This window comes from Amycolatopsis sp. (assembly GCF_036008905.1).
Lineage (GTDB): Bacteria > Actinomycetota > Actinomycetes > Mycobacteriales > Pseudonocardiaceae > Amycolatopsis.
Window position 1 is genome coordinate 1 of sequence record NZ_DASYMU010000095.1, and the last position, 18,163, is coordinate 18,163.

General features: G+C 67.8%; 15 protein-coding genes. 9 read left to right on the forward strand and 6 right to left on the reverse strand.

Going from position 1 to position 18,163, the window contains the following annotated elements; genetic code table 11:
• Positions 1-54: 54 nt before the first annotated feature.
• Both VGP60_RS17750 and VGP60_RS17755 read right to left on the reverse strand, forming a co-directional pair.
• The gene (locus tag VGP60_RS17750; protein ID WP_327549123.1) at positions 55-1,920 is read right to left on the reverse strand and encodes an ArnT family glycosyltransferase; all 1,866 of its coding nucleotides are present in this window, start codon (positions 1,918-1,920) and stop codon (positions 55-57) included.
• Between the two features lie 10 nt (positions 1,921-1,930).
• Positions 1,931-3,445 (reverse strand): HAMP domain-containing sensor histidine kinase, encoded by a 1,515-nt coding sequence (locus VGP60_RS17755; RefSeq protein ID WP_327549124.1) that lies wholly within the window; start codon positions 3,443-3,445, stop codon positions 1,931-1,933.
• 163 nt (positions 3,446-3,608) lie between these two features.
• Here VGP60_RS17755 and VGP60_RS17760 point away from each other — a divergent pair, with 163 nt between their 5' ends.
• A complete protein-coding gene (locus VGP60_RS17760) occupies positions 3,609-4,136 on the forward strand; it encodes a hypothetical protein (RefSeq protein WP_327549125.1) in 528 nt (175 codons plus the stop codon).
• A gap of 94 nt (positions 4,137-4,230) precedes the next feature.
• Here the strand turns inward: VGP60_RS17760 and VGP60_RS17765 are convergent, their stop codons facing one another.
• Positions 4,231-6,078 (reverse strand): fatty acid desaturase, encoded by a 1,848-nt coding sequence (locus VGP60_RS17765; RefSeq protein WP_414640369.1) that lies wholly within the window; start codon positions 6,076-6,078, stop codon positions 4,231-4,233.
• 442 nt (positions 6,079-6,520) lie between these two features.
• Here VGP60_RS17765 and tig point away from each other — a divergent pair, with 442 nt between their 5' ends.
• The 6 genes from tig to VGP60_RS17795 all read left to right on the forward strand — a co-directional run bounded on the left by tig (position 6,521) and on the right by VGP60_RS17795 (position 12,367).
• On the forward strand, positions 6,521-7,942 hold the full coding sequence (tig, locus tag VGP60_RS17770) for a trigger factor (RefSeq protein ID WP_327549126.1): 1,422 nt from the start codon (positions 6,521-6,523) through the stop codon (positions 7,940-7,942).
• A gap of 61 nt (positions 7,943-8,003) precedes the next feature.
• On the forward strand, positions 8,004-8,714 hold the full coding sequence (locus tag VGP60_RS17775; RefSeq protein WP_327549127.1) for an ATP-dependent Clp protease proteolytic subunit: 711 nt from the start codon (positions 8,004-8,006) through the stop codon (positions 8,712-8,714).
• 31 nt (positions 8,715-8,745) lie between these two features.
• A complete protein-coding gene (locus VGP60_RS17780; RefSeq protein WP_327549128.1) occupies positions 8,746-9,372 on the forward strand; it encodes an ATP-dependent Clp protease proteolytic subunit in 627 nt (208 codons plus the stop codon).
• A 232-nt stretch (positions 9,373-9,604) separates the two neighbouring features.
• Positions 9,605-10,900 carry an ATP-dependent Clp protease ATP-binding subunit ClpX gene (clpX, locus tag VGP60_RS17785; RefSeq protein ID WP_327549129.1) on the forward strand — a complete coding sequence of 432 codons (1,296 nt, stop codon included), beginning with the start codon at positions 9,605-9,607 and terminating at the stop codon, positions 10,898-10,900.
• Between the two features lie 42 nt (positions 10,901-10,942).
• Complete coding sequence (locus VGP60_RS17790; protein WP_327549130.1) at positions 10,943-11,329, forward strand: hypothetical protein; 387 nt, start codon at positions 10,943-10,945, stop codon at positions 11,327-11,329.
• Positions 11,330-11,443: 114 nt separating this feature from the next.
• The gene (locus tag VGP60_RS17795) at positions 11,444-12,367 is read left to right on the forward strand and encodes an anti-sigma factor RsbA family regulatory protein (RefSeq protein ID WP_327549131.1); all 924 of its coding nucleotides are present in this window, start codon (positions 11,444-11,446) and stop codon (positions 12,365-12,367) included.
• A gap of 271 nt (positions 12,368-12,638) precedes the next feature.
• On the opposite strand, the gene VGP60_RS17800 is transcribed toward VGP60_RS17795, so the two are convergent.
• A complete protein-coding gene (locus VGP60_RS17800) occupies positions 12,639-13,574 on the reverse strand; it encodes an alpha/beta hydrolase (RefSeq protein ID WP_327549132.1) in 936 nt (311 codons plus the stop codon).
• An 83-nt stretch (positions 13,575-13,657) separates the two neighbouring features.
• Positions 13,658-14,353, reverse strand: coding sequence for a TetR/AcrR family transcriptional regulator (locus VGP60_RS17805; protein WP_327549133.1), 696 nt, complete (start codon positions 14,351-14,353; stop codon positions 13,658-13,660).
• Between the two features lie 73 nt (positions 14,354-14,426).
• Between VGP60_RS17805 and VGP60_RS17810 the strand changes: the two genes are divergently transcribed.
• A complete protein-coding gene (locus tag VGP60_RS17810) occupies positions 14,427-15,911 on the forward strand; it encodes a carotenoid oxygenase family protein (RefSeq protein ID WP_327549134.1) in 1,485 nt (494 codons plus the stop codon).
• A gap of 11 nt (positions 15,912-15,922) precedes the next feature.
• On the opposite strand, the gene fdhD is transcribed toward VGP60_RS17810, so the two are convergent.
• Positions 15,923-16,750, reverse strand: a complete 828-nt coding sequence (gene fdhD / locus VGP60_RS17815; RefSeq protein ID WP_327549135.1) for a formate dehydrogenase accessory sulfurtransferase FdhD — start codon at positions 16,748-16,750, stop codon at positions 15,923-15,925.
• Between the two features lie 114 nt (positions 16,751-16,864).
• On the opposite strand from fdhD, the gene VGP60_RS17820 reads away from it, so the two are divergent.
• Positions 16,865-18,163, forward strand: a 1,299-nt coding sequence (locus VGP60_RS17820) for an L-lactate MFS transporter (protein ID WP_327549136.1), incomplete at its 3' end; no start/stop codon positions are given.

Sequence of the window (18,163 nt, forward strand, 5' to 3'; positions counted from 1 at the left end):
ACTGGATGCCCCCAACGCCGCTTTGGGGTACTGCGTGGGTACTAACAGGTGGGCTCACGTGGTCAGGTCGTACACCGTGACCCCGTCGACGGTGGTGGCCGTGTAGTTCTCCGCAACCCAGCTCGCGATCTGCTGCGCGGCATCGCTGCCGGTCTCCGACTGCATGGTCGAGCCCTCGCCGAGGAAGTAGTGGATCTGTCCCTTTTGGACATACTGCTGGAACTGTTCCAGTGTCGGCGAAGGATCACTGCCGTTGAACCCGCCGACGGCCATCACCGGGGCGTCGGCCGCCAGTTGGTACCCGGCCGCGGGATTCGAGCCGACGGTGGCGCCGACCCAGGTGTAGGTGGCACTGTCCTGTCGTAGCAAGGAAGTCAGCTGGGCGCCGGGTGTCGTGCTGCTGAGCAAGCTCCCGATCCCGCCACCCCGGCCGCCACCGCCAGGCATACCGCCGCCCATCCCGAACCCGCCCGTGGAACTCGGCCCGGCGGACGGGATCGCGCCGCTGTGGGTCGCCGCGGCTGTCGCGACCGTGTACGCCCCGGTCCCCGCCAGCGTCACCACCAACGCGAGCACGGCGACACCGCGACGCGCCACCGCTGGAAGTTGCCCGGCGAGCAGCACCAGTGCCGCGGCCACGAGCCCGGCGATCAAGATCGTCGTGCCGAGCCACGGCAGCCAGGTGGATTGCCGTGACAGCAACAGATACGCGGTCAACGCCGTCAGCGCGACGCCGGAGGCGAGCACGCCCGCGGATACGGCGTCGTCACGACGTCGCCACAGTTGCACTGACGCTGTGCCGATCAACGCCGCGATCGGCGGGGCGAGCGCGATCATGTAGTACGGGTGGATGATCCCGTTCATGAAGGTGAACACCAGCGCGGTCACCACGAACCAGCCGCCCCAGAGGATCAGCGCGGCCCGGCCGGGATCCGTGCGCGGCGCGCGTCGGGTGAACCAGAGGCCCGCTACAAGTGCCAGCAGCGCCGCCGGGATCAGCCAGGCGATCCCGCCGCCCATCTCGTCGCCGAGCAGCCGGGACCAGCCCGCGCCGTTCTGCGCGCCGCCGAGGCTGCCGACCTCGTCGCCGGTGAGCCGCCCGAAACCGTTGTAGCCAAAGGCAAGCTCCCACAGGCTGTTGTCCTGTGAGCCACCGATATACGGCCGGTCCGCGGCCGGCCACAACGCGACGACGACGAGGTACCACCCCGCCGAGACGATCATCGCGGCGAGCGCGCCGAGCAGGTGCAGCAGGCGTTTGCCGAGCGACACCGGCGCCGCGATCAGGTACGCCAGCGCGAAAGCGGGCAGTACCAGGAAAGCCTGCAACATCTTCGCAAGGAAGCCGAAACCGACCGCCGCCCCGGCGAGCGCGAGCCACCCTGGCCCGGCCTTTTCGACCGCGCGGGTCACGCAGTAGGCGCCGACGACCAGTAGCAGGACGAGCAGCGCGTCGGGGTTGTTGAAGCGGAACATCAACGCGGCCACGGGAGTCAACGCCAGCACGACGCCCGCGATGAGCCCGGCGGCGGGACCGGAGACGCGCCGCACGGTCGCGTAGAGCAGGCCGACCGAGCCGACGCCCATCAGAGCCTGTGGCACCAGGATGCTCCACGCGTTCACCCCGAACAGGCGCGCGGAAAGCCCGGTCACCCACAGCGCGGCGGGGGTCTTGTCGACGGTGATCGCGTTCGCGCCGTCACTGGAGCCGAAGAACCACGCCTTCCAGCTCTCGGTCGCGGCCTGGTTCGCGGCGGAGTAGAACGCGTTGGCCCAGCCGGAGGCGCCGAGCCCCCAGAGGTAGAGCACCGCCGTCCCGAGCAGCAAGGCGAGCAGGGCGGGCCGCACCCAGCGTGGGTTGCCTGCGGCGGGCCGCGGTGCTCCATGGGCGGTCGGGAGGCGTTCGGCGAGAACCGTCATGCGCCCAGAATCACCGACTCACCTGGGGTATTCTTGTGGCCACGCTGTGTGTCGGCTGTGCGCTCGGGAGCCGGACTTCGAACTCCGTCCGGCCGGGCCTGCTGGTCACCTCGACCGTGCCGTGGTGCGCGATCACCACAGCGGAAACGATCGCCATCCCGAGCCCGGTGCTGCCCGCCGCCCGCGAACGCGACGAGTCGCCGCGCGCGAACCGTTCGAACACCACCGGCAGCAGGTCACGCGTGATACCGGGGCCGTCGTCGGTGATCGTCAGTACGGCCTGGCCGGTGGACGAACGGGCCAGTGACGCGGTGACGGTGGTGCCGGGCGGGGTGTGGATCCGGCCGTTGGACAGCAGGTTCGCCAGGATCTGGTGCAGGCGCTGGGCGTCACCGGGCACGATCACCGGCTCGTCGGCGAGCTCCAGGCGCCAGCGGTGGTCCGGCCCGGCGACATGTGCGTCGCTGACGGCGTCGACGACGAGCGCGGTCAGGTCGACGTCCGCGCCCTCCAGCGGCCGGCCCGCGTCGAGCCGCGCGAGCAGGAGGAGATCCTCGACGAGCGTGGTCATCCTGGCGGCTTCGGATTCGATGCGGCTCATGGAGTGCGCGATGCCGGGCGGCACGCGGTCGTGGCTGCGCCGGGTGAGCTCGGCGTAACCGCGGATGGCGGCGAGTGGCGTGCGCAGCTCGTGACTCGCGTCCGCGACGAACTGCCGCACCCGGGTTTCGCTGGCTTGGCGGGCTTCCAGCGCTCGCGCGATATGCCCGAGCATCAGGTTCAGTGCGGCGCCGACCTGCCCGACCTCCGTGCCGGGATCGGTGTCGGCGGCGGGTACGCGCACGGAAAGCGCGACGTCCCCGCGATCGAGCGGGAGCTCCACGACATGCGCGGCCGTCGCGGCGACCCGTTCGAGCGGCCGCAGTGTCCGGCGGATGGCGAAGGCGCCCAGGAAACCCGCGCCGAGCACGCCCGCGCTCGCCACACCGCCGAGGATCAGGCCCACGGTCAGGAGCGTGTCTTCGGCGGACTTCAGTGGCAGCCCGGTGACCACGATCCCGTGGTCCACCAAAACTGCGGTGAGCCGGTAGTCGCCGAGGTCGCCGCCCAGATTCCGGGTGTACGGCTTGCCGTCCACCGGGACCTGAAGGAGGGTCGCCTGCTGACTGGCGTCGAGGACTTGGGGAACGCCGTTGGCGGACAGCGTCGCCGCGTCGAGCGCCTGACCGCCGACGAACTGCGCGTTGAGCGTCCCGGCGGCCTGACCTGGTGCGTCGAGCGGGTTGTGCCGGTCGCCGAAATCGGGCGGGCGGTTGGCGAAGTCACGCGCGCGGCCCGTCGCGGAGTTCAGCTGGCCGTCGATCTGATCGGTGAGGAACGCGCTGAGGGCGAACTCGCTCGCCACGCCGACGACCAGGCACACCAGCGCGAGCAGGGTCACCATCGAGCCGATCAGCTTCGCGCGCAGCGGCCATCGGCCGGGCCTGCGCCAGCGAGGCCCTTTCGTCGCCGTTTCTGCCGCCATGGGTTCGAGAGTGCGCTCCCCGGGTGTGGGCGGGATGTGCGCTCGCTGTGAGATACCTGTGTGACTTGGTCACAGCAAGGTCCTGCCGTTCCCACAGTCGCCGCACAGTGAGGTCCCCGAGGGTGGTTGGCAGACAACGACTTCCAGCCACCAGGAGACCGCCGTGATCACCGAACAGCTTCCCGAGACCACTACGCCTCCGTCCACTTCGGACGCTCCGGCGACGACGTGGTCCAAGCGCAAGACACTCACCGCGGTGGCTGTCGCCGTCGTCGTGGCGGGCGCCGGGGGAGGGGCGATCTGGGCCGCCAGTGGCTCCGCGGACGCCACCACGACGACCCCTGGCGGGCAAGGCATGGGCGGGGCGCCTCCCGGCGGCGCGGCCCTCAGTTCGCCGTTGCACGGCGAGTACGTCACCTCGGACGGAAACGGTGGCTACACCACGGAAATGCTTCAGGTCGGCAAGGTCACCGCGCTCAGCGCGACCTCCGTGACCGCGCTCAGCGACGACGGGTTCAGCAAGACCTACACGATCGACGCCGACATCGCGACGGCGTCGATCGCCACCGGCGACACCGTCACCATCGTCGCCACCACCTCCGGCGACACCGCCTCCGCCACCACCATCACCGAAGGCACCACCACCCCCGGCACCGGCGGCCAGTCCGGTCGGACCCCGCCCACCAACTAGCCACACGCCTACGCAAACGCGCGACACGGCTACACAGACCGGAAACACCCGTTCCCGTAGCCGTGTTTCCCGTTCCCGTAGGTGTGTTGCACGTTCAGGTTGGGACGGGGGCGTCGGTGGTGGGTGCCGCGGCGGCGCCGGTTGCGGGGGTGTCCACGTGGAAGAGTTCGTAGTGGACGGACTCGTCCGGCACGTCCTGGTCCGCCAGGTTCTTGCGCACCATGTCGACGAGGTCGGCGGGCCCGCAGAGGAACCAGTCGTCGATCTTGGCCGGGTGCAGCCGGTTCTGCAGCATCGCGCGCAGCCGAATCCCGTCGAGGCGGCCGCTCCGGTAGCGCTCGTGGGAGATCGCGAGTGCCTCGCCGACCGGGTCGAGCAGTTTCGCGGGCCGCGCGGTGTGCAGGTCCGGGTCCTGCGCGTCGGTACGGAAGTGCACGACGTGCAGGCGGCCCTCGAACTGGCGGGACAACATCGTCAGCTCGGCGGCGAACATCGTGGACGAGCCGACGCGGTTGACGTAGAGCAGTGTCGCGCGGCTGTCCTCCTCCGCGGTCAACGCCGTGGCGAGCATCGAGATGACCGGCGTGATGCCGCTGCCCGCCGCGATGGCGACGTACCGGTGCGGCCGCCGCATGTCGGGCGTTAGCGTGAACCCTCCCGTCGGCGGAAGGACTTCCAGCAGGTCACCGGGCCGCAGCGTGGTGTGGACATGGGTGGAGAACAGGCCGCCGTCGCGCCGTTTGACCGCGATCCGGAGCTCACCGGAGTCCGCCGCGGCACAGATGGAGTACGTCCGGCGCACCTCGTGCCCGTCGACGGTCGCCTTGACCGTGAGGTGCTGCCCGGCGCTGAACCGGAACGTCTCGGCCAGCCGCTCCGGCACGTCGAAGGTCACCAGGACGGAGTCCTCGGTGAGCGGGCGGATCTCGTCGACCCGCAGCCAGTGGAACCGGGTCGACCGGCGCGGTTCGGGGCAGCTCGCCTGGTCCGGGCAGTCCTGCGTCAGCTGCCGCCAGGCGCGGTACTCCGCCGCCGAAAGCTCGCGCCCCCACGCCGTCGCGATCGGCACCGCGCGCTCCAGGTACGCCTCACGGTTGGAGTTCCACGCCTTGATGTAGCGGTAGAACGGGATGGCCGGATGGAGATGGTGCACCAGGTGGTAGTTCTGGTAGAGCATCAGCGGGGTCATCAGCCATTCCAGCCCGACCCGCACGCGCGTCGCGCCGAAGCGGTTGCGGCGCTGGGTTTCGCCGAGGCCGTGATGCGGCAGCCAGTCGAACCACCACGCCAGCACGCCGAGCCCGATCCGCTGCGGGATCAGGTAGATCATCAGCAGGTCCCAGCCCTTGCCGCAGGCGATGAGCCCGGCCATCGCCGAGAGGGCCACGGCCAGCACCGTGTACGTCTCCGCCAGTTCGGCGCGTGGCCGCGTGCCGGCCTTCGCGGCGTAGAACCGCACATACCAGGCATCGATCGTCAGCCAGCGGAACGGCAGTTGCCACCAGCGTCCGTGCGACGTCCACGCGTCGGGGTCGGTGTAGGCGTCCTCGTTGGTGTTCCGGTGGTGCTCGATATGGATGTAGCGCAAGAGGGGAAAGGACGCGTACGCGGCCACGAAGGGGATCGACAGCCGGCCCAGCACCTGGTTGACCCAGGTCAGCTTGCCCGCCGCGTGGTGGGTGGACTCGTGCAGCACGGTGAACATCGTGAAGGTGACCAGCGCGTGGAGCCCGATCGTGAGCCACAGCGGCGCGAGGTCCTCGAGGTACAGCCAGGTCGTGGCCGCCCAGACAGCCGCCCCGGCCGCGAACAGCGCCACCGTCGGCACGGCCACCGGCGGCAGCGGGATCCGCGGGTTCGGCACCCCGCGGCGCACCGCCGCCACTTCGGCTTCGCTCGGTACCGGCACGCCGGGCGCTGGGCTGGGGAGATCGATGGACATCTACCCGGGCTCCCTCGGGTCTGCGGGGCAACGATCATCGCTGGGCACAGTCGGCGTCGAGGGTGCAACGGTAGACAATTCGTCCCCAGTTGTAAATGTCAACAACAAACTGCACGTGTGTGTAAAGTTTGTAGTACGAACCGGCGTGACGAAGGCTGGGTAAACGTCACGACCAGCAGGTCGCAGACAGTGTCGATGCCAGCGGGCGAACTGTCTACAAAGAATCTGCAACCGGCAGCCACGTTCGGCCGGTTGCCGCCGTGTCACCCCGTGCGGCCACCTTCGTCGCCGCGCCCGGGTCCGCCGCACCGGGGGCCTGAGCAAGCCCGGGCCCATCGCCGGTGGGCCGGGGGCCTAGACTCGGGCGTCCCGGTCTGCAGGTGACCTGGGAACACGTGTCATCACTTGTTCAACTACACCATCACGGCTCGAGGAGATTACGTTGAAGAGCACCGTCGAGCAGGTCAGCCCGACGCGAGTGAAGATCAATGTCGAGGTGCCGTTCGACGAACTCAAACCGAACTTCGAGCGCGCCTACCGCAAGATCGCCCAGCAAGTGCGCATCCCGGGGTTCCGCCCCGGCAAGGCGCCCGCTCGTGTGTTGGAAAGCCGGATCGGTCGCGCCCCGGTGCTCGATGAGGTCGTCAACGAGGTCATCCCGGCGAAGTACCTCGAAGCGGTACGCGCCGACGACCTCCGGACACTCGGCCAGCCCGAGTTCGAGGTGACGAAGCTCGAGGACCGCGAGGTGCTGGAGTTCACCGCCGAGGTCGACATCCGCCCCGAGATCACGCTCCCCGACTTCTCGGACTTCACGGTCAGCGTCGACGACGTCGAACTGACCGAGGCCGAGGTCGACGAGCAGCTCGACGAGCTGCGCGCCCGCTTCGGGACCCTGTCCGGCGTGGACCGCCCGGCCGAGAACGGCGACTTCGTGTCGATCGACCTCTCCGCGTCGGTCGACGGCAAGGAGGTCGAGGAGGCCTCGACCACCGGCCTGTCCTACGAGATCGGCTCCGGCCAGCTCGTGGACGGCATCGACGACGCCATCATCGGCGCGAACGCCGGCGAGACGAAGACCTTCACCACCAAGCTGGTCGCCGGGGAGTTCACCGGCGAGGACGCCGACGTCAGCGTCACCGTCCAGACCGTCAAGGCGCGCGAGCTGCCCGAGCCGGACGACGAGTTCGCCCAGCTCGCCAGCGAGTTCGACACCCTTGAGGAGCTCAAGGGCGACCTGCGTGAGCGGCTCGGCCGCGTCAAGAAGATGCAGCAGGGCGTGCAGGCACGGGACCAGATCCTCGAGGCGCTCCTCGAGCGCACCGAGGTCCCGATCCCGGAGAAGGTCCTCGAAGGCGAGATCGAGAACCGCAAGCACGACGCGATCCACCAGTTCGACCACGACGAGGCCGCGTTCGCGCAGGCTCTCGAGGCCGAGGGCAAGACGCTCGAGCAGTTCGACACCGAGGTCCGCGAGGAGTCGGAGAAGGCGGTGCGCACCCAGCTGCTGCTGGACACCATCGCCGACGCCGAGAAGACCAGCGTCAACGACGGTGAGCTCACCGAGCGGATCATCTACCAGGCGCAGCGCTTCGGCATCAGCCCGGACGAGTACGTGCAGCGGGCCCAGCAGTCCGGTCAGCTCACGGCCATCTACGCCGACGTCCGTCGCGGCAAGGCGCTGGCGGCCGTCGTCCGCCGGGCCACCGTGACCGACGCGTCCGGCGCCGAGGTCGACCTCGACGAGCTTTTCGGGACGGACGAGGCCGCGGAAGCGACCGAGACGGCTGCCGTTGAGACACCTTCGGGTGAGCTCGAGGAGACCCAGGTCACCGACGAAGCGGCCAAGAGCGCCGATAAGTAAAGCTCTCAGCGAACTTGGGCGGTGTCAGGCATTCTGCACCGCCCAAGTTCGTTAGGGTCGGTTGCAAGATCTTCTCTCGAACGAAGCACTGGCCCCTACGAGTGCGGGTCAGCGAAGCACAGCCCGTACCCATGGGGCCGAAGCGGCGAAAAGGCAGGCAGACGTGACGCAGCACATGCCCGAGGCGCGGTCCACGACCGCAGGGCTCAACTTGACTGACTCGGTGTCCGAGCGGCTGCTCCAGGAGCGCATCATCGTGCTCGGATCCGAGGTCAACGACGAGATCGCGAACCGGATCACAGCTCAGCTCTTGCTGCTGGACGCCGATGACTCGGAATCGGACATCCGGTTCTACATCAACTCGCCGGGTGGCTCGGTCACGGCCGGGTTCGCCATCTACGACACCATGCAGCTCATCAAGCCGGACGTGCAGACCTATGCGATGGGCCTGGCGGCGTCGATGGGGCAGTTCCTGCTGTCCTCCGGTACGCCCGGCAAGCGCTACTCGCTCGCGCACGCCCGGATCCTGATGCACCAGCCGTCGGCGGGTGTCGGTGGTACCGCCTCCGACATCGCCATCCAGGCCGAGGTGTTCGGCAAGTGGAAGCAGGAGCTCGCCAAGATCACGGCGGATCAGACGGGTCAGACCGTCGAGCAGATCATCAAGGACGGCGACCGCGACCGCTGGTTCACCGCCCAGGAAGCCAAGGAATACGGTTTCGTCGACCAGGTTCTGACGCGGGAAAACCCGACTCCGAACGCGGCCGGCTGACCGGGCTCTGGGAAAGGCACAGGAGAACTCAATGAGCAATTTTCAGCTTCCGCAGTCCCGGTACATCCTGCCCTCGTACGTCGAGCGCACCAGCTACGGGATCAAAGAGTCCAACCCGTACAACAAGCTGTACGAAGAGCGAGTCATCTTCCTCGGCGTGCAGGTGGACGACGCGTCGGCCAACGACGTGATGGCCCAGCTGCTGCACCTCGAGCACGAGGACCCGGACCGCGACATCACCATCTACATCAACTCGCCCGGTGGTTCGTTCACCTCGTTGATGGCGATTTATGACACGATGCAGTACGTGCAACCGGACATCCAGACGGTCTGCCTCGGCCAGGCCGCCTCGGCCGCCGCGGTGCTGCTGGCCGCCGGTACCGCGGGCAAGCGGCTCGCGCTGCCGAACGCCCGCGTGCTGATCCACCAGCCCGCGACCGAAGGCACCTACGGCCAGGTCTCGGACCTGGAGATCCAGGCGAACGAGATCCAGCGCGTGCGCCGCCTGCTCGAGACGACGCTGGCGAAGCACACGAAGAAGTCCCCGGAGCAGGTGAGGATCGACATCGAGCGCGACAAGATCCTGACGGCCGCGGAAGCGAAGGAGTACGGGATCATCGACGAGGTGCTTCCGTACCGCAAGGGCTCGGACAGCTAGGAACGCCGGCCGGTGTTCGTCTCCTGGATTGCTCGATCCGGCGGGGCGGACACCGGTCACCTGGCCTTGGTTCGGGCCGACGCGCTACGAAACCCCGTTGGTGCTCCCGTCAGGCGCATCGGGCGGGTACCGTCAGTGGCGATGCGCGAGGGCCCGGTCGCGGTGAAACGTGACTGGACCAGCAGACATTCAGGTGCGCGCAAGTGCACCGGAGGGGACGAGGTCAACGGACATGCCACGAATCGGTGACGGCGGCGACCTGCTCAAGTGTTCTTTCTGCGGGAAGAGCCAGAAGCAGGTGAAGAAGCTCATCGCCGGCCCCGGCGTGTACATCTGCGATGAGTGCATTGATCTCTGCAACGAGATCATCGAGGAAGAACTGGCCGAAGCCGGTGAGGTCAAGCTCGACGAGCTGCCCAAACCCGCCGAGATCCACGAGTTCCTCGAGCAGTACATCATCGGTCAGGACGACGCCAAGCGAACGCTGGCGGTGGCCGTCTACAACCACTACAAGCGCATCCAGGCCGAGGAAAAGGCCGGTCCGAAGGACTCCAAGGACGAGACCGTCGAGCTGGCGAAGTCGAACATCCTGATGCTCGGCCCGACCGGTTGTGGCAAGACGTACCTCGCGCAGACCCTCGCGAAGCTGCTGAACGTCCCCTTCGCGATCGCCGATGCCACCGCGCTCACCGAGGCGGGTTACGTCGGCGAGGACGTCGAGAACATTCTTCTGAAGCTGATCCAGGCCGCCGACTACGACGTCAAGCGCGCCGAGACCGGCATCATCTACATCGACGAGGTCGACAAGATCGCCCGGAAGTCGGAGAACCCGTCCATCACCAGGGACGTCTCCGGCGAGGGCGTGCAGCAGGCACTGCTGAAGATCCTGGAAGGCACCACCGCTTCGGTCCCGCCGCAGGGCGGCCGCAAGCACCCCCACCAGGAGTTCATCCAGATCGACACGACGAACGTGCTCTTCATCGTGGCGGGCGCGTTCGCCGGCCTCGAGAAGATCATCAACGAGCGCGTCGGCAAGCGGGGCCTCGGTTTCGGTGCGGAGATCCGCACCAAGGCCGAGATCGAGGAGAGTGACATCTACTCGGAGACGATGCCGGAAGACCTGATCAAGTTCGGGTTGATCCCGGAGTTCATCGGCAGGCTTCCCGTGGTCGCCAGTGTGACCCACCTCGACAAGACGTCGCTGGTGAGCATCCTGACCGAGCCGCGCAACGCGTTGATCAAGCAGTACAAGAAGCTCTTCGAGATGGACAACGTCGAGCTCGAGTTCACCAAGACGGCTCTTGAGGCGATCGCCGACCAGGCCGTTCTGCGGGGAACCGGTGCCCGAGGGCTGCGCGCGATCATGGAGGAAGTCCTCCAGTCGACGATGTACGACATCCCGAGCCGGGACGATGTCGCCAAAGTCGTGATCACCGAGCAGACCGTACGAGACAATGTGAACCCGACGATCGTGTCGCGGCAGCCGTCCAGGCGGCAGCGCAGCGAGCGTGGCGAGAAGTCCGCATAGCGGTGTCGGGGCCACTCGCTCCGACCCGACTGGGAAAACAGGATGACAACCGTGCCGCTTACCGCACCAGGCGGTGAAAACGACGCCCTCGAAGCCGTTCCGGCCGAGGGGTCCGGAGAAGTCCGGGGGATCAGCGATCTCGCGCAGCGAATCGTGACCGCGACCTATCTCGGTCACCCGAAACTGCATCGATCGCTGGTCGTCGTTCTCGCCGTGCTCGCGGTGACCTGTCTCATCGCGACAGGGACACGGTTGTCGTTCCTCCCGTTGCTGCCGATTCCGCTGCTCGCCATCGCCGCGTTCGCGCTGCGGCGGATCCGTTCCACAAAGGACGACCACCGTCAGTTACTGGCCTGGTCCGCGCTGTTCATCCTGGCCACGCTCCTCGGCTTCTGGCTGATGTCCGTGGTCGCCCGCTGGGTCGACTAGCACCCAAACGGGGTTAGAGTGGCTCATCGCACATTCGGAGAGTAAGAGCGCGACGTTTCGCCGGCTTTCTCCCGGGGTAGCTAGTTCCTGGCTACCGACGCTAGGAGGCCGGTCTTGACGGTTACCGCCGAACCCTTCGCTCATCCGGCGTTCCTGTACCGGGGAGCCGAGGAGTATCTGTCCGGCACGTTGCCGTTCATCGTCAAGGGGCTGGACGCGGGTGAACCGGTGGCGGTCGCCGTTCCCGGGCCGAATCTCGCGCTGATCGAATCCGCGCTGGGAGACCGGGCGTCTTCGGTGAAGTTCCTCGACATGATCGAGATCGGCCGCAATCCCGGTCGCATCATTCCCGGCGTTTTACTGGCCTTCGCCAACGCGCACCCCGGCCCGGTCCGGTTGATCGGGGAGCCGGTGTGGGCAGGCCGTTCCGCGCTGGAATACCCGGCGTGCGCCCAGCACGAAGCACTGACCAACATGGCTTTCGAAGGCCGTGACCTCGCCATTCTGTGTCCGTACGACCTCGACGGGCTCGACTCGGCGGCGCTGACCGACGCCTTCCGGACCCACCCCGTGATGTGGAACGCCGCCGGTTCGCGGCGCAGCCGGGCCTACGCGCCCGATGTCGTCGTCGCCGAGTACAACCTGCCCTTGCCGGAGCCGAAGGTCGCCAGGGCGACTTTCGAGTTCGATCTGCTCTCCCTGTCCGGCGCCCGGCACTTCGTCGCCGAGCACGGCGCCCGGTGCGGGCTGAGCCACGCCCGCGTCGGCGACCTGACCTTGGCCGCGTCGGAACTGTGTGCCAACAGCGTCCTGCACGGGCGCGGGCAAGGGACGCTGCACGTGTGGAACGAAGCCGGTTACGTGGTTTGCGAGGTCGGCGACCGCGGCCGGATCACCGACCCCCTCGCCGGACGCCGTCCCGCCACCGTGGGCCAGGTCGGCGGCCGCGGGCTGCTGCTGGTCAACCAGGTCGCGGACCTCGTCCGGACGCACCACGGCGTCGACGGCACCACCATCCGCGCCTACCTCCGCCTGTGACCCTGGGGAAAGTGTCGACACTTTCCCCGGAAGGTGGTCAACCCAGCCACGCGGGCTCTTGCCGTAGACCCAGCCAGGGCGACTCACGTCCGCCCAACGGGCGGGAGTCTTCATTGCGCGCGCTTGCCGATAAACACAGGCTTCTAGCCGTGCCTCTGTACGTACCACGCAGCTTTGAGCCGTACAGGCCAGAGCCCAACCACCTCCGGCCGTGCCTCTGGAGGTGACTACCGTTGGCCGCCATATGTCGACATATGGCGAAGGGCGTGGGTCAGGCTTTTTTGGGGACGTGTTTGCCCAGGAAGCTGACGACGCTGGGGACGACGGTGCGGTTGAAGGCGTCGCCGTGCTTGCCCTTGGCGGTGTGCGCGACCGCGGGGCGGGCTTCCTGGATGAACCGGCGTACCCCGCCGATGAAGTCGTCCTCGGTGCCGCACCAGACGCCCGTCGGGACCGACTTCGTGGCGTCGACGTGGCGCAGCGGGTCCATCGAGCCCCAGTCGGTGGCGTCGTGGAACGCCCGCCGCTTGCTCATCTCCGGCCATGACGTGATCAGCGCCGGCGCGATCGCGGCGACGGCCGCGGGCGGCTGACGGCGTTCGATGCGGCGCCGCGTGTAGAGCAGCGCGCCGAAACCGCCCATGGACAGGCCCGCGGACGCGAACGGCAGGCCGTCGGACCCGGCCAGGCCGCGCTGCTGGAGCCAGCGGGGGACCTCTTCGAGCAGCATGGCCATCGGGTTGTCGCCGGGGGTGTTCTCGTGCCAGTAGTTGTCGCCGCCGTCCACGGCGACGAAACCGTAGGCGGGGACAGCGCGCTTGGCGACGTCGCTGCTGAGCTGTTTGAGCAGGCCGGTCGGGGCGGCGTGGCGGGCGTTGCCGTGCAGGCCGTGCAGCATCAGCGACATCGGCAGGCCCTTGGAGGGCGCCTTCGTCGGCAGCATGATGAGCAGGTCGACTTCACGGCCACGCGCGGCGGAGTACACGCGCTCGACCGTGGGCGTGCCGAGCTGGGTGGCGGGCGTGGGTGAAGCGACACCGACGGCACGCTGCAGGGCCGCGCTGAACGGGAGGGTGCCGGTGGCCGTCCCCACGGTCAACGCGGCGACACCGACCCCCGAGGCCCCGGCGATGAGCACGGACCGGCGGCTCAGCCACCTGCGGGCGCCCGCTCGTGCGCGCGCGCCGGACTCCGTCCCACCGTCCACTTGCCCCTCCGTCCCCCGATGACCTTGTTCGTTAGACGCGGACGACGCCCCCTTGCGTTGCCTTGGTCAGCACTATTGTTCACCTAATCGCCGGAACGGGGGTGAATGTTTCCTCCTGCTTGCTGCCAAGTGTGGGTACTCCGCTGCAGCGAACGAGTGGTCTTCTCGATCGTGTCACCGAGACCGAGGGCGATCGTCGCGTTGAGTGGTCGCAGGATGAGCTCGACGCCCGTCTCGCCGAAGTGCCCGGAAATCTCGAGCGTCACGTACCCGTGCACCGCGCTCCACAACTGCGCCGCGGCCACCAGCGGGTCGGCCGGGCGGAACCGGCCGGCGTCGATCGCGCGCGTGGTGGCGTCGAGCAGGAAGCCGAACGCGGTCAGTCCTTCGCCCGTCTTGCCGTGGGGGTCGGTGATGTCGGACAGCGTGACGCGGCGTCCTCCGGGGGCCGACAGGCCGAAGGTGACGGCGTAGAGGTGAGGGTTCTCGAGTGCTGTCCGCCGGTAGGCGAGCGCCATGGTGAAGAGGTCGGCGACCGTGTCGTCGCTCGATGGCACCGCGTCGAGGCTCGCGGACAACCGGCGGAACCCCTCGCGGCCGACGGCGTCGATGAGCTCGCCCATACCGCCGAAATGCGTGTAGACGGCCATCGTCGACGCGCCGATCTCGGCCGCGACCTTGCGCGCCTGAAGTGCTTCCGGGCCGTTGTCGGCGAGGAGCCGGATCGCGGCCTCGACCAGCCTGCCTCGGACGTCGTCCTTGTCTTCGCCTGTGCTCACGGTTGCCAGTCTCTCATAACCCTGTTATAAATGAGTTCATAACAAAGTTATTAGCTGATCAAAGGGGTAGGCCATGGGCAACAAGTTCCTCGAAGGCAACTTCGCTCCGGTCAGCCGGGAGCACACGATCACCGATCTGGAGGTCACCGGCAGCATTCCGGAGTACCTCGACGGCCGGTACCTGCGCAACGGTCCCAACCCGCTGTCCGAGGTGGACCCGGCGACCTACCACTGGTTCATGGGCGACGGCATGGTCCACGGTGTGCGCCTGCGCGACGGCAAGGCCGAGTGGTACCGCAACCGCTGGGTGCGCTCGCCGGACGTCTCGGCCGCACTCGGCGAGCCGACGCGCAAACGCACCCACCACGCCGGGATCGAATCGCTCGGTGCCAACACGAACGTCATCGCGCACGCCGGCAAGACCCTCGCGCTCGTCGAAGGCGGCGTCGCGAACTACGAGCTGACCGACGAGCTCGACACCGTCGGCCCCTGCGACTTCGACGGGACGCTTCCCGGCGGCTACACGGCCCACCCGAAACGCGACCCGCGTACCGGCGAGCTCCACGCAGTCTCGTACTTCTTCGGCCGCGGGAACCGGGTGCAGTACTCCGTGATCGGCGTCGACGGCCGGACCAAGCGCACGGTCGACATCGAGGTCACCGGCAGCCCGATGATGCACGACTTCTCCCTGACCGAGAACTACGTCGTCTTCTACGACCTGCCGGTCACCTTCGACGCCGAGCAGAGCGTCCCGGTCAGCGTGCCGTCCATGCTGCGCACCCCGGCGAAGCTGGTCCTTTCCGCACTCGTCGGCAAGGTTCGGGTACCCGATCCGGTCACGGCGATGCTCGGCAACTCGCTGAAGGCCAACGCGAAGATGCCGTACCGCTGGGACCCGAAGTACCCGTCCCGCGTCGGCGTCATGCCCCGTGAGGGCGGCGCGGCGGACGTCCGCTGGTTCGAGGTCGGTCCCTGCTACGTCTTCCATCCCTTGAACGCCTATGAGGATGGAAACGGCAGTGACACCAACAACACCAACAACACCAACAACTCAAAGAAGATCATCCTCGACGTCGTCCGCCACCCGAAGATGTTCGACACCGATCTCACCGGCCCCAACGAAGGCGGGCCGTCGCTCGACCGCTGGACGGTCGACCTCGAACTGGGCAAGGTCCGCGAAGAGCGTCTCGACGACCAGTGCCAGGAGTTTCCCCGGGTGGACGAGCGGCTCATCGGGCGACGGCACCGCTATGGCTACGCCACCACCATCGGCTCGGGCGCGTCACTCGCGGGCACGCTGCTGAAGCACGACCTCGACAAGGGGAGCTCGATCTCCCGGGGCTTCGGCGACGGCAAGCAGCCGGGCGAATTCGTCTTCGTTCCCAGCCACGCCGACGCCGCCGAGGACGAAGGTGTCCTGATGGGCTTCGTCTACGACCCGGCCGTCCAGCGCAGCGACCTCACCCTGCTCGACGCGGGCACCCTGGACACCGTCGGCGCGATCCACCTGCCCGATCGTGTGCCCAACGGCTTCCACGGCAACTGGGCGCCCGCGTAAGCCTCAGCCGGCTAATCCGTGATGACGCGGTGGTCGGCCGTGTAGAGGTTCATGCTGTCGCCACGGAGGAAGCCGACGAGCGTGATGCCGTTCTCCTCGGCCAGGTCCGCGGCCAGTGAGGACGGCGCCGACACCGCGGCCAGGAACGGCACGCCGGCCATCGCGGCCTTCTGCACCAGCTCGAACGACGCGCGCCCGGACACGAGCAGTCCGTTGTCCTTCAACGGGATCAGGCCCTCCATCAGCGCCCAGCCCATCACCTTGTCGACGGCGTTGTGCCTGCCGACGTCCTCGCGCACGACCAGCAGCTCGCCGTCGGCGGTGAACAGGCCGGCGGCGTGCAGCCCGCCGGTCGCGGAGAACACCTTCTGCTGGGTCCGCAGCGAGTCCGGCAGCTTGGCGAGCACGTCCGTGGTCACCGCGAACTCCGAGTCGCCCGGCGGGAACCGCGTCTTCAGCTTGACCGCGTCCAACGCGGCCTTACCGCAGACACCACACGACGACGTGGTGTAGAAGTTCCGCTCGACCCCGGTCTCGGGCGGCGGGACGCCGTCGGCGAGTTTGAGGTCGAGCACGTTGTAGGTGTTGCGGCCCTGGTCGTCGACGCCGTCGCAGTACCGGGCGGAATAGATGTCGTCCCGGCTGCCGATCACGCCTTCGGTGAGCAGGAACCCGTGCGCCAGCTCGACATCGTGGCCCGGTGTGCGCATGGTCACAGCCAGCGCCTTGCCGTCCACGCGGACTTCCATCGGTTCTTCGGCCGCCAGCGTGTCCGGGCGGCGGCGCTCGCCGTTCGCCGAGAGCTTGCGGACCTGCCTGCGTACGGTCACGCGACCCATCGATCCCTCACTTCTGCCCCAAAGGTCCGATGTTCGACAGTTCGGTGGTGCGCCGACATCGGGTTAGTAATACATTGCACACGTCTCACCCCACAGCTTACGGAGGCACCCGACATGGCCGTCGGTTTCCTTGATCGTTCCCGCACGATCGCACCGGCTGACTGGAGCCGCTGGCTCATTCCGCCCGCGGCACTTTCGGTGCATTTGTCGATCGGCCAAGCCTACGCCTGGAGCGTGTTCAAACCGGGCCTCGAGAAGACGATGGGACTGAACGGTACGCAGAGCGCGCTGCCGTTCCAGCTCGCGATCGTCATGCTCGGGCTGTCCGCGGCCTTCGGCGGGACACTCGTCGAACGCAACGGCCCGCGCTGGGCGATGTTCGTCTCGATGTCCTGTTTCTCGACCGGTTTCCTCGTTTCGGCGCTGGGCGCGTACACGTCCCAGTACTGGCTCGTCGTGCTCGGTTACGGCTTCATCGGCGGTATCGGCCTCGGGATCGGCTACATCTCGCCGGTGTCGACGCTGATCAAGTGGTTCCCGGACCGGCCGGGCATGGCCACCGGGATCGCGATCATGGGCTTCGGCGGTGGCGCGCTCATCGCGTCGCCGTGGTCCAGCCAGATGCTGACCTCGTTCGGCGTGACGCCGCACGGGATCGGCGCGGCGTTCCTGGTGCACGGCCTGGTGTACGCGGTGTTCATGTCGCTCGGCATCGCGCTGGTGCGGGTCCCGGCGGACGGCTGGAAGCCCGCGGGCTGGGAGCCGAAGCTCGACCACGGCAAGGCGATGATCTCCGCGGGCAACGTCTCGGCGTCCAACGCGATCAAGACGCCGCAGTTCTGGTGCCTGTGGGTCATCCTGTGCTTCAACGTCACGGCCGGGATCGGGATCCTCGAGAAGGCCTCGCCGATGATCACCGACTTCTTCAAGGAGACCTCGACGCCGGTGCTCGCCGCTTCGGCCGCCGGGTTCGTCGCGCTGCTGTCGCTGATGAACATGCTCGGCCGGTTCATCTGGTCGTCCACTTCGGACCTCATCGGGCGCAAGAACATCTACCGCCTCTACCTCGGCGTCGGCGCGCTGCTGTACCTGGTGATCGCGCTGAGCACGAACTCGTCGAAGGTCGTGTTCATCCTCGCGGCCATGTTCATCCTGTCCTTCTACGGCGGTGGGTTCGCCACGATCCCGGCGTACCTGAAGGACCTCTTCGGCACCTACCAGGTCGGCGCGATCCACGGCCGGCTGCTCACCGCGTGGTCGGTGGCCGGGGTACTCGGGCCGCTGATCGTCAACCGGATCGCGGACAGCGAGAAGGCCGCGGGCAAGGTGGGCCCGGACCTCTACACGATGTCGTTCTACATCATGATCGGGCTGCTGATCGTCGGTTTCATCGCCAACGAGCTGGTCCGGCCG

Excerpts from the sequence above, each read along its gene's own strand:
- VGP60_RS17750 (WP_327549123.1), bottom strand. The coding sequence starts at position 1,920 with ATGACGGTTCTCGCCGAACGCCTCCCGACCGCCCATGGAGCACCGCGG.
- VGP60_RS17755 (WP_327549124.1), bottom strand. The coding sequence starts at position 3,445 with ATGGCGGCAGAAACGGCGACGAAAGGGCCTCGCTGGCGCAGGCCCGGC.
- VGP60_RS17765 (WP_414640369.1), bottom strand. The coding sequence starts at position 6,078 with ATGTCCATCGATCTCCCCAGCCCAGCGCCCGGCGTGCCGGTACCGAGC.
- VGP60_RS17780 (WP_327549128.1), top strand. The coding sequence starts at position 8,746 with ATGAGCAATTTTCAGCTTCCGCAGTCCCGGTACATCCTGCCCTCGTAC.
- clpX (WP_327549129.1), top strand. The coding sequence starts at position 9,605 with ATGCCACGAATCGGTGACGGCGGCGACCTGCTCAAGTGTTCTTTCTGC.
- VGP60_RS17790 (WP_327549130.1), top strand. The coding sequence starts at position 10,943 with ATGACAACCGTGCCGCTTACCGCACCAGGCGGTGAAAACGACGCCCTC.
- VGP60_RS17810 (WP_327549134.1), top strand. The coding sequence starts at position 14,427 with ATGGGCAACAAGTTCCTCGAAGGCAACTTCGCTCCGGTCAGCCGGGAG.
- fdhD (WP_327549135.1), bottom strand. The coding sequence starts at position 16,750 with ATGGGTCGCGTGACCGTACGCAGGCAGGTCCGCAAGCTCTCGGCGAAC.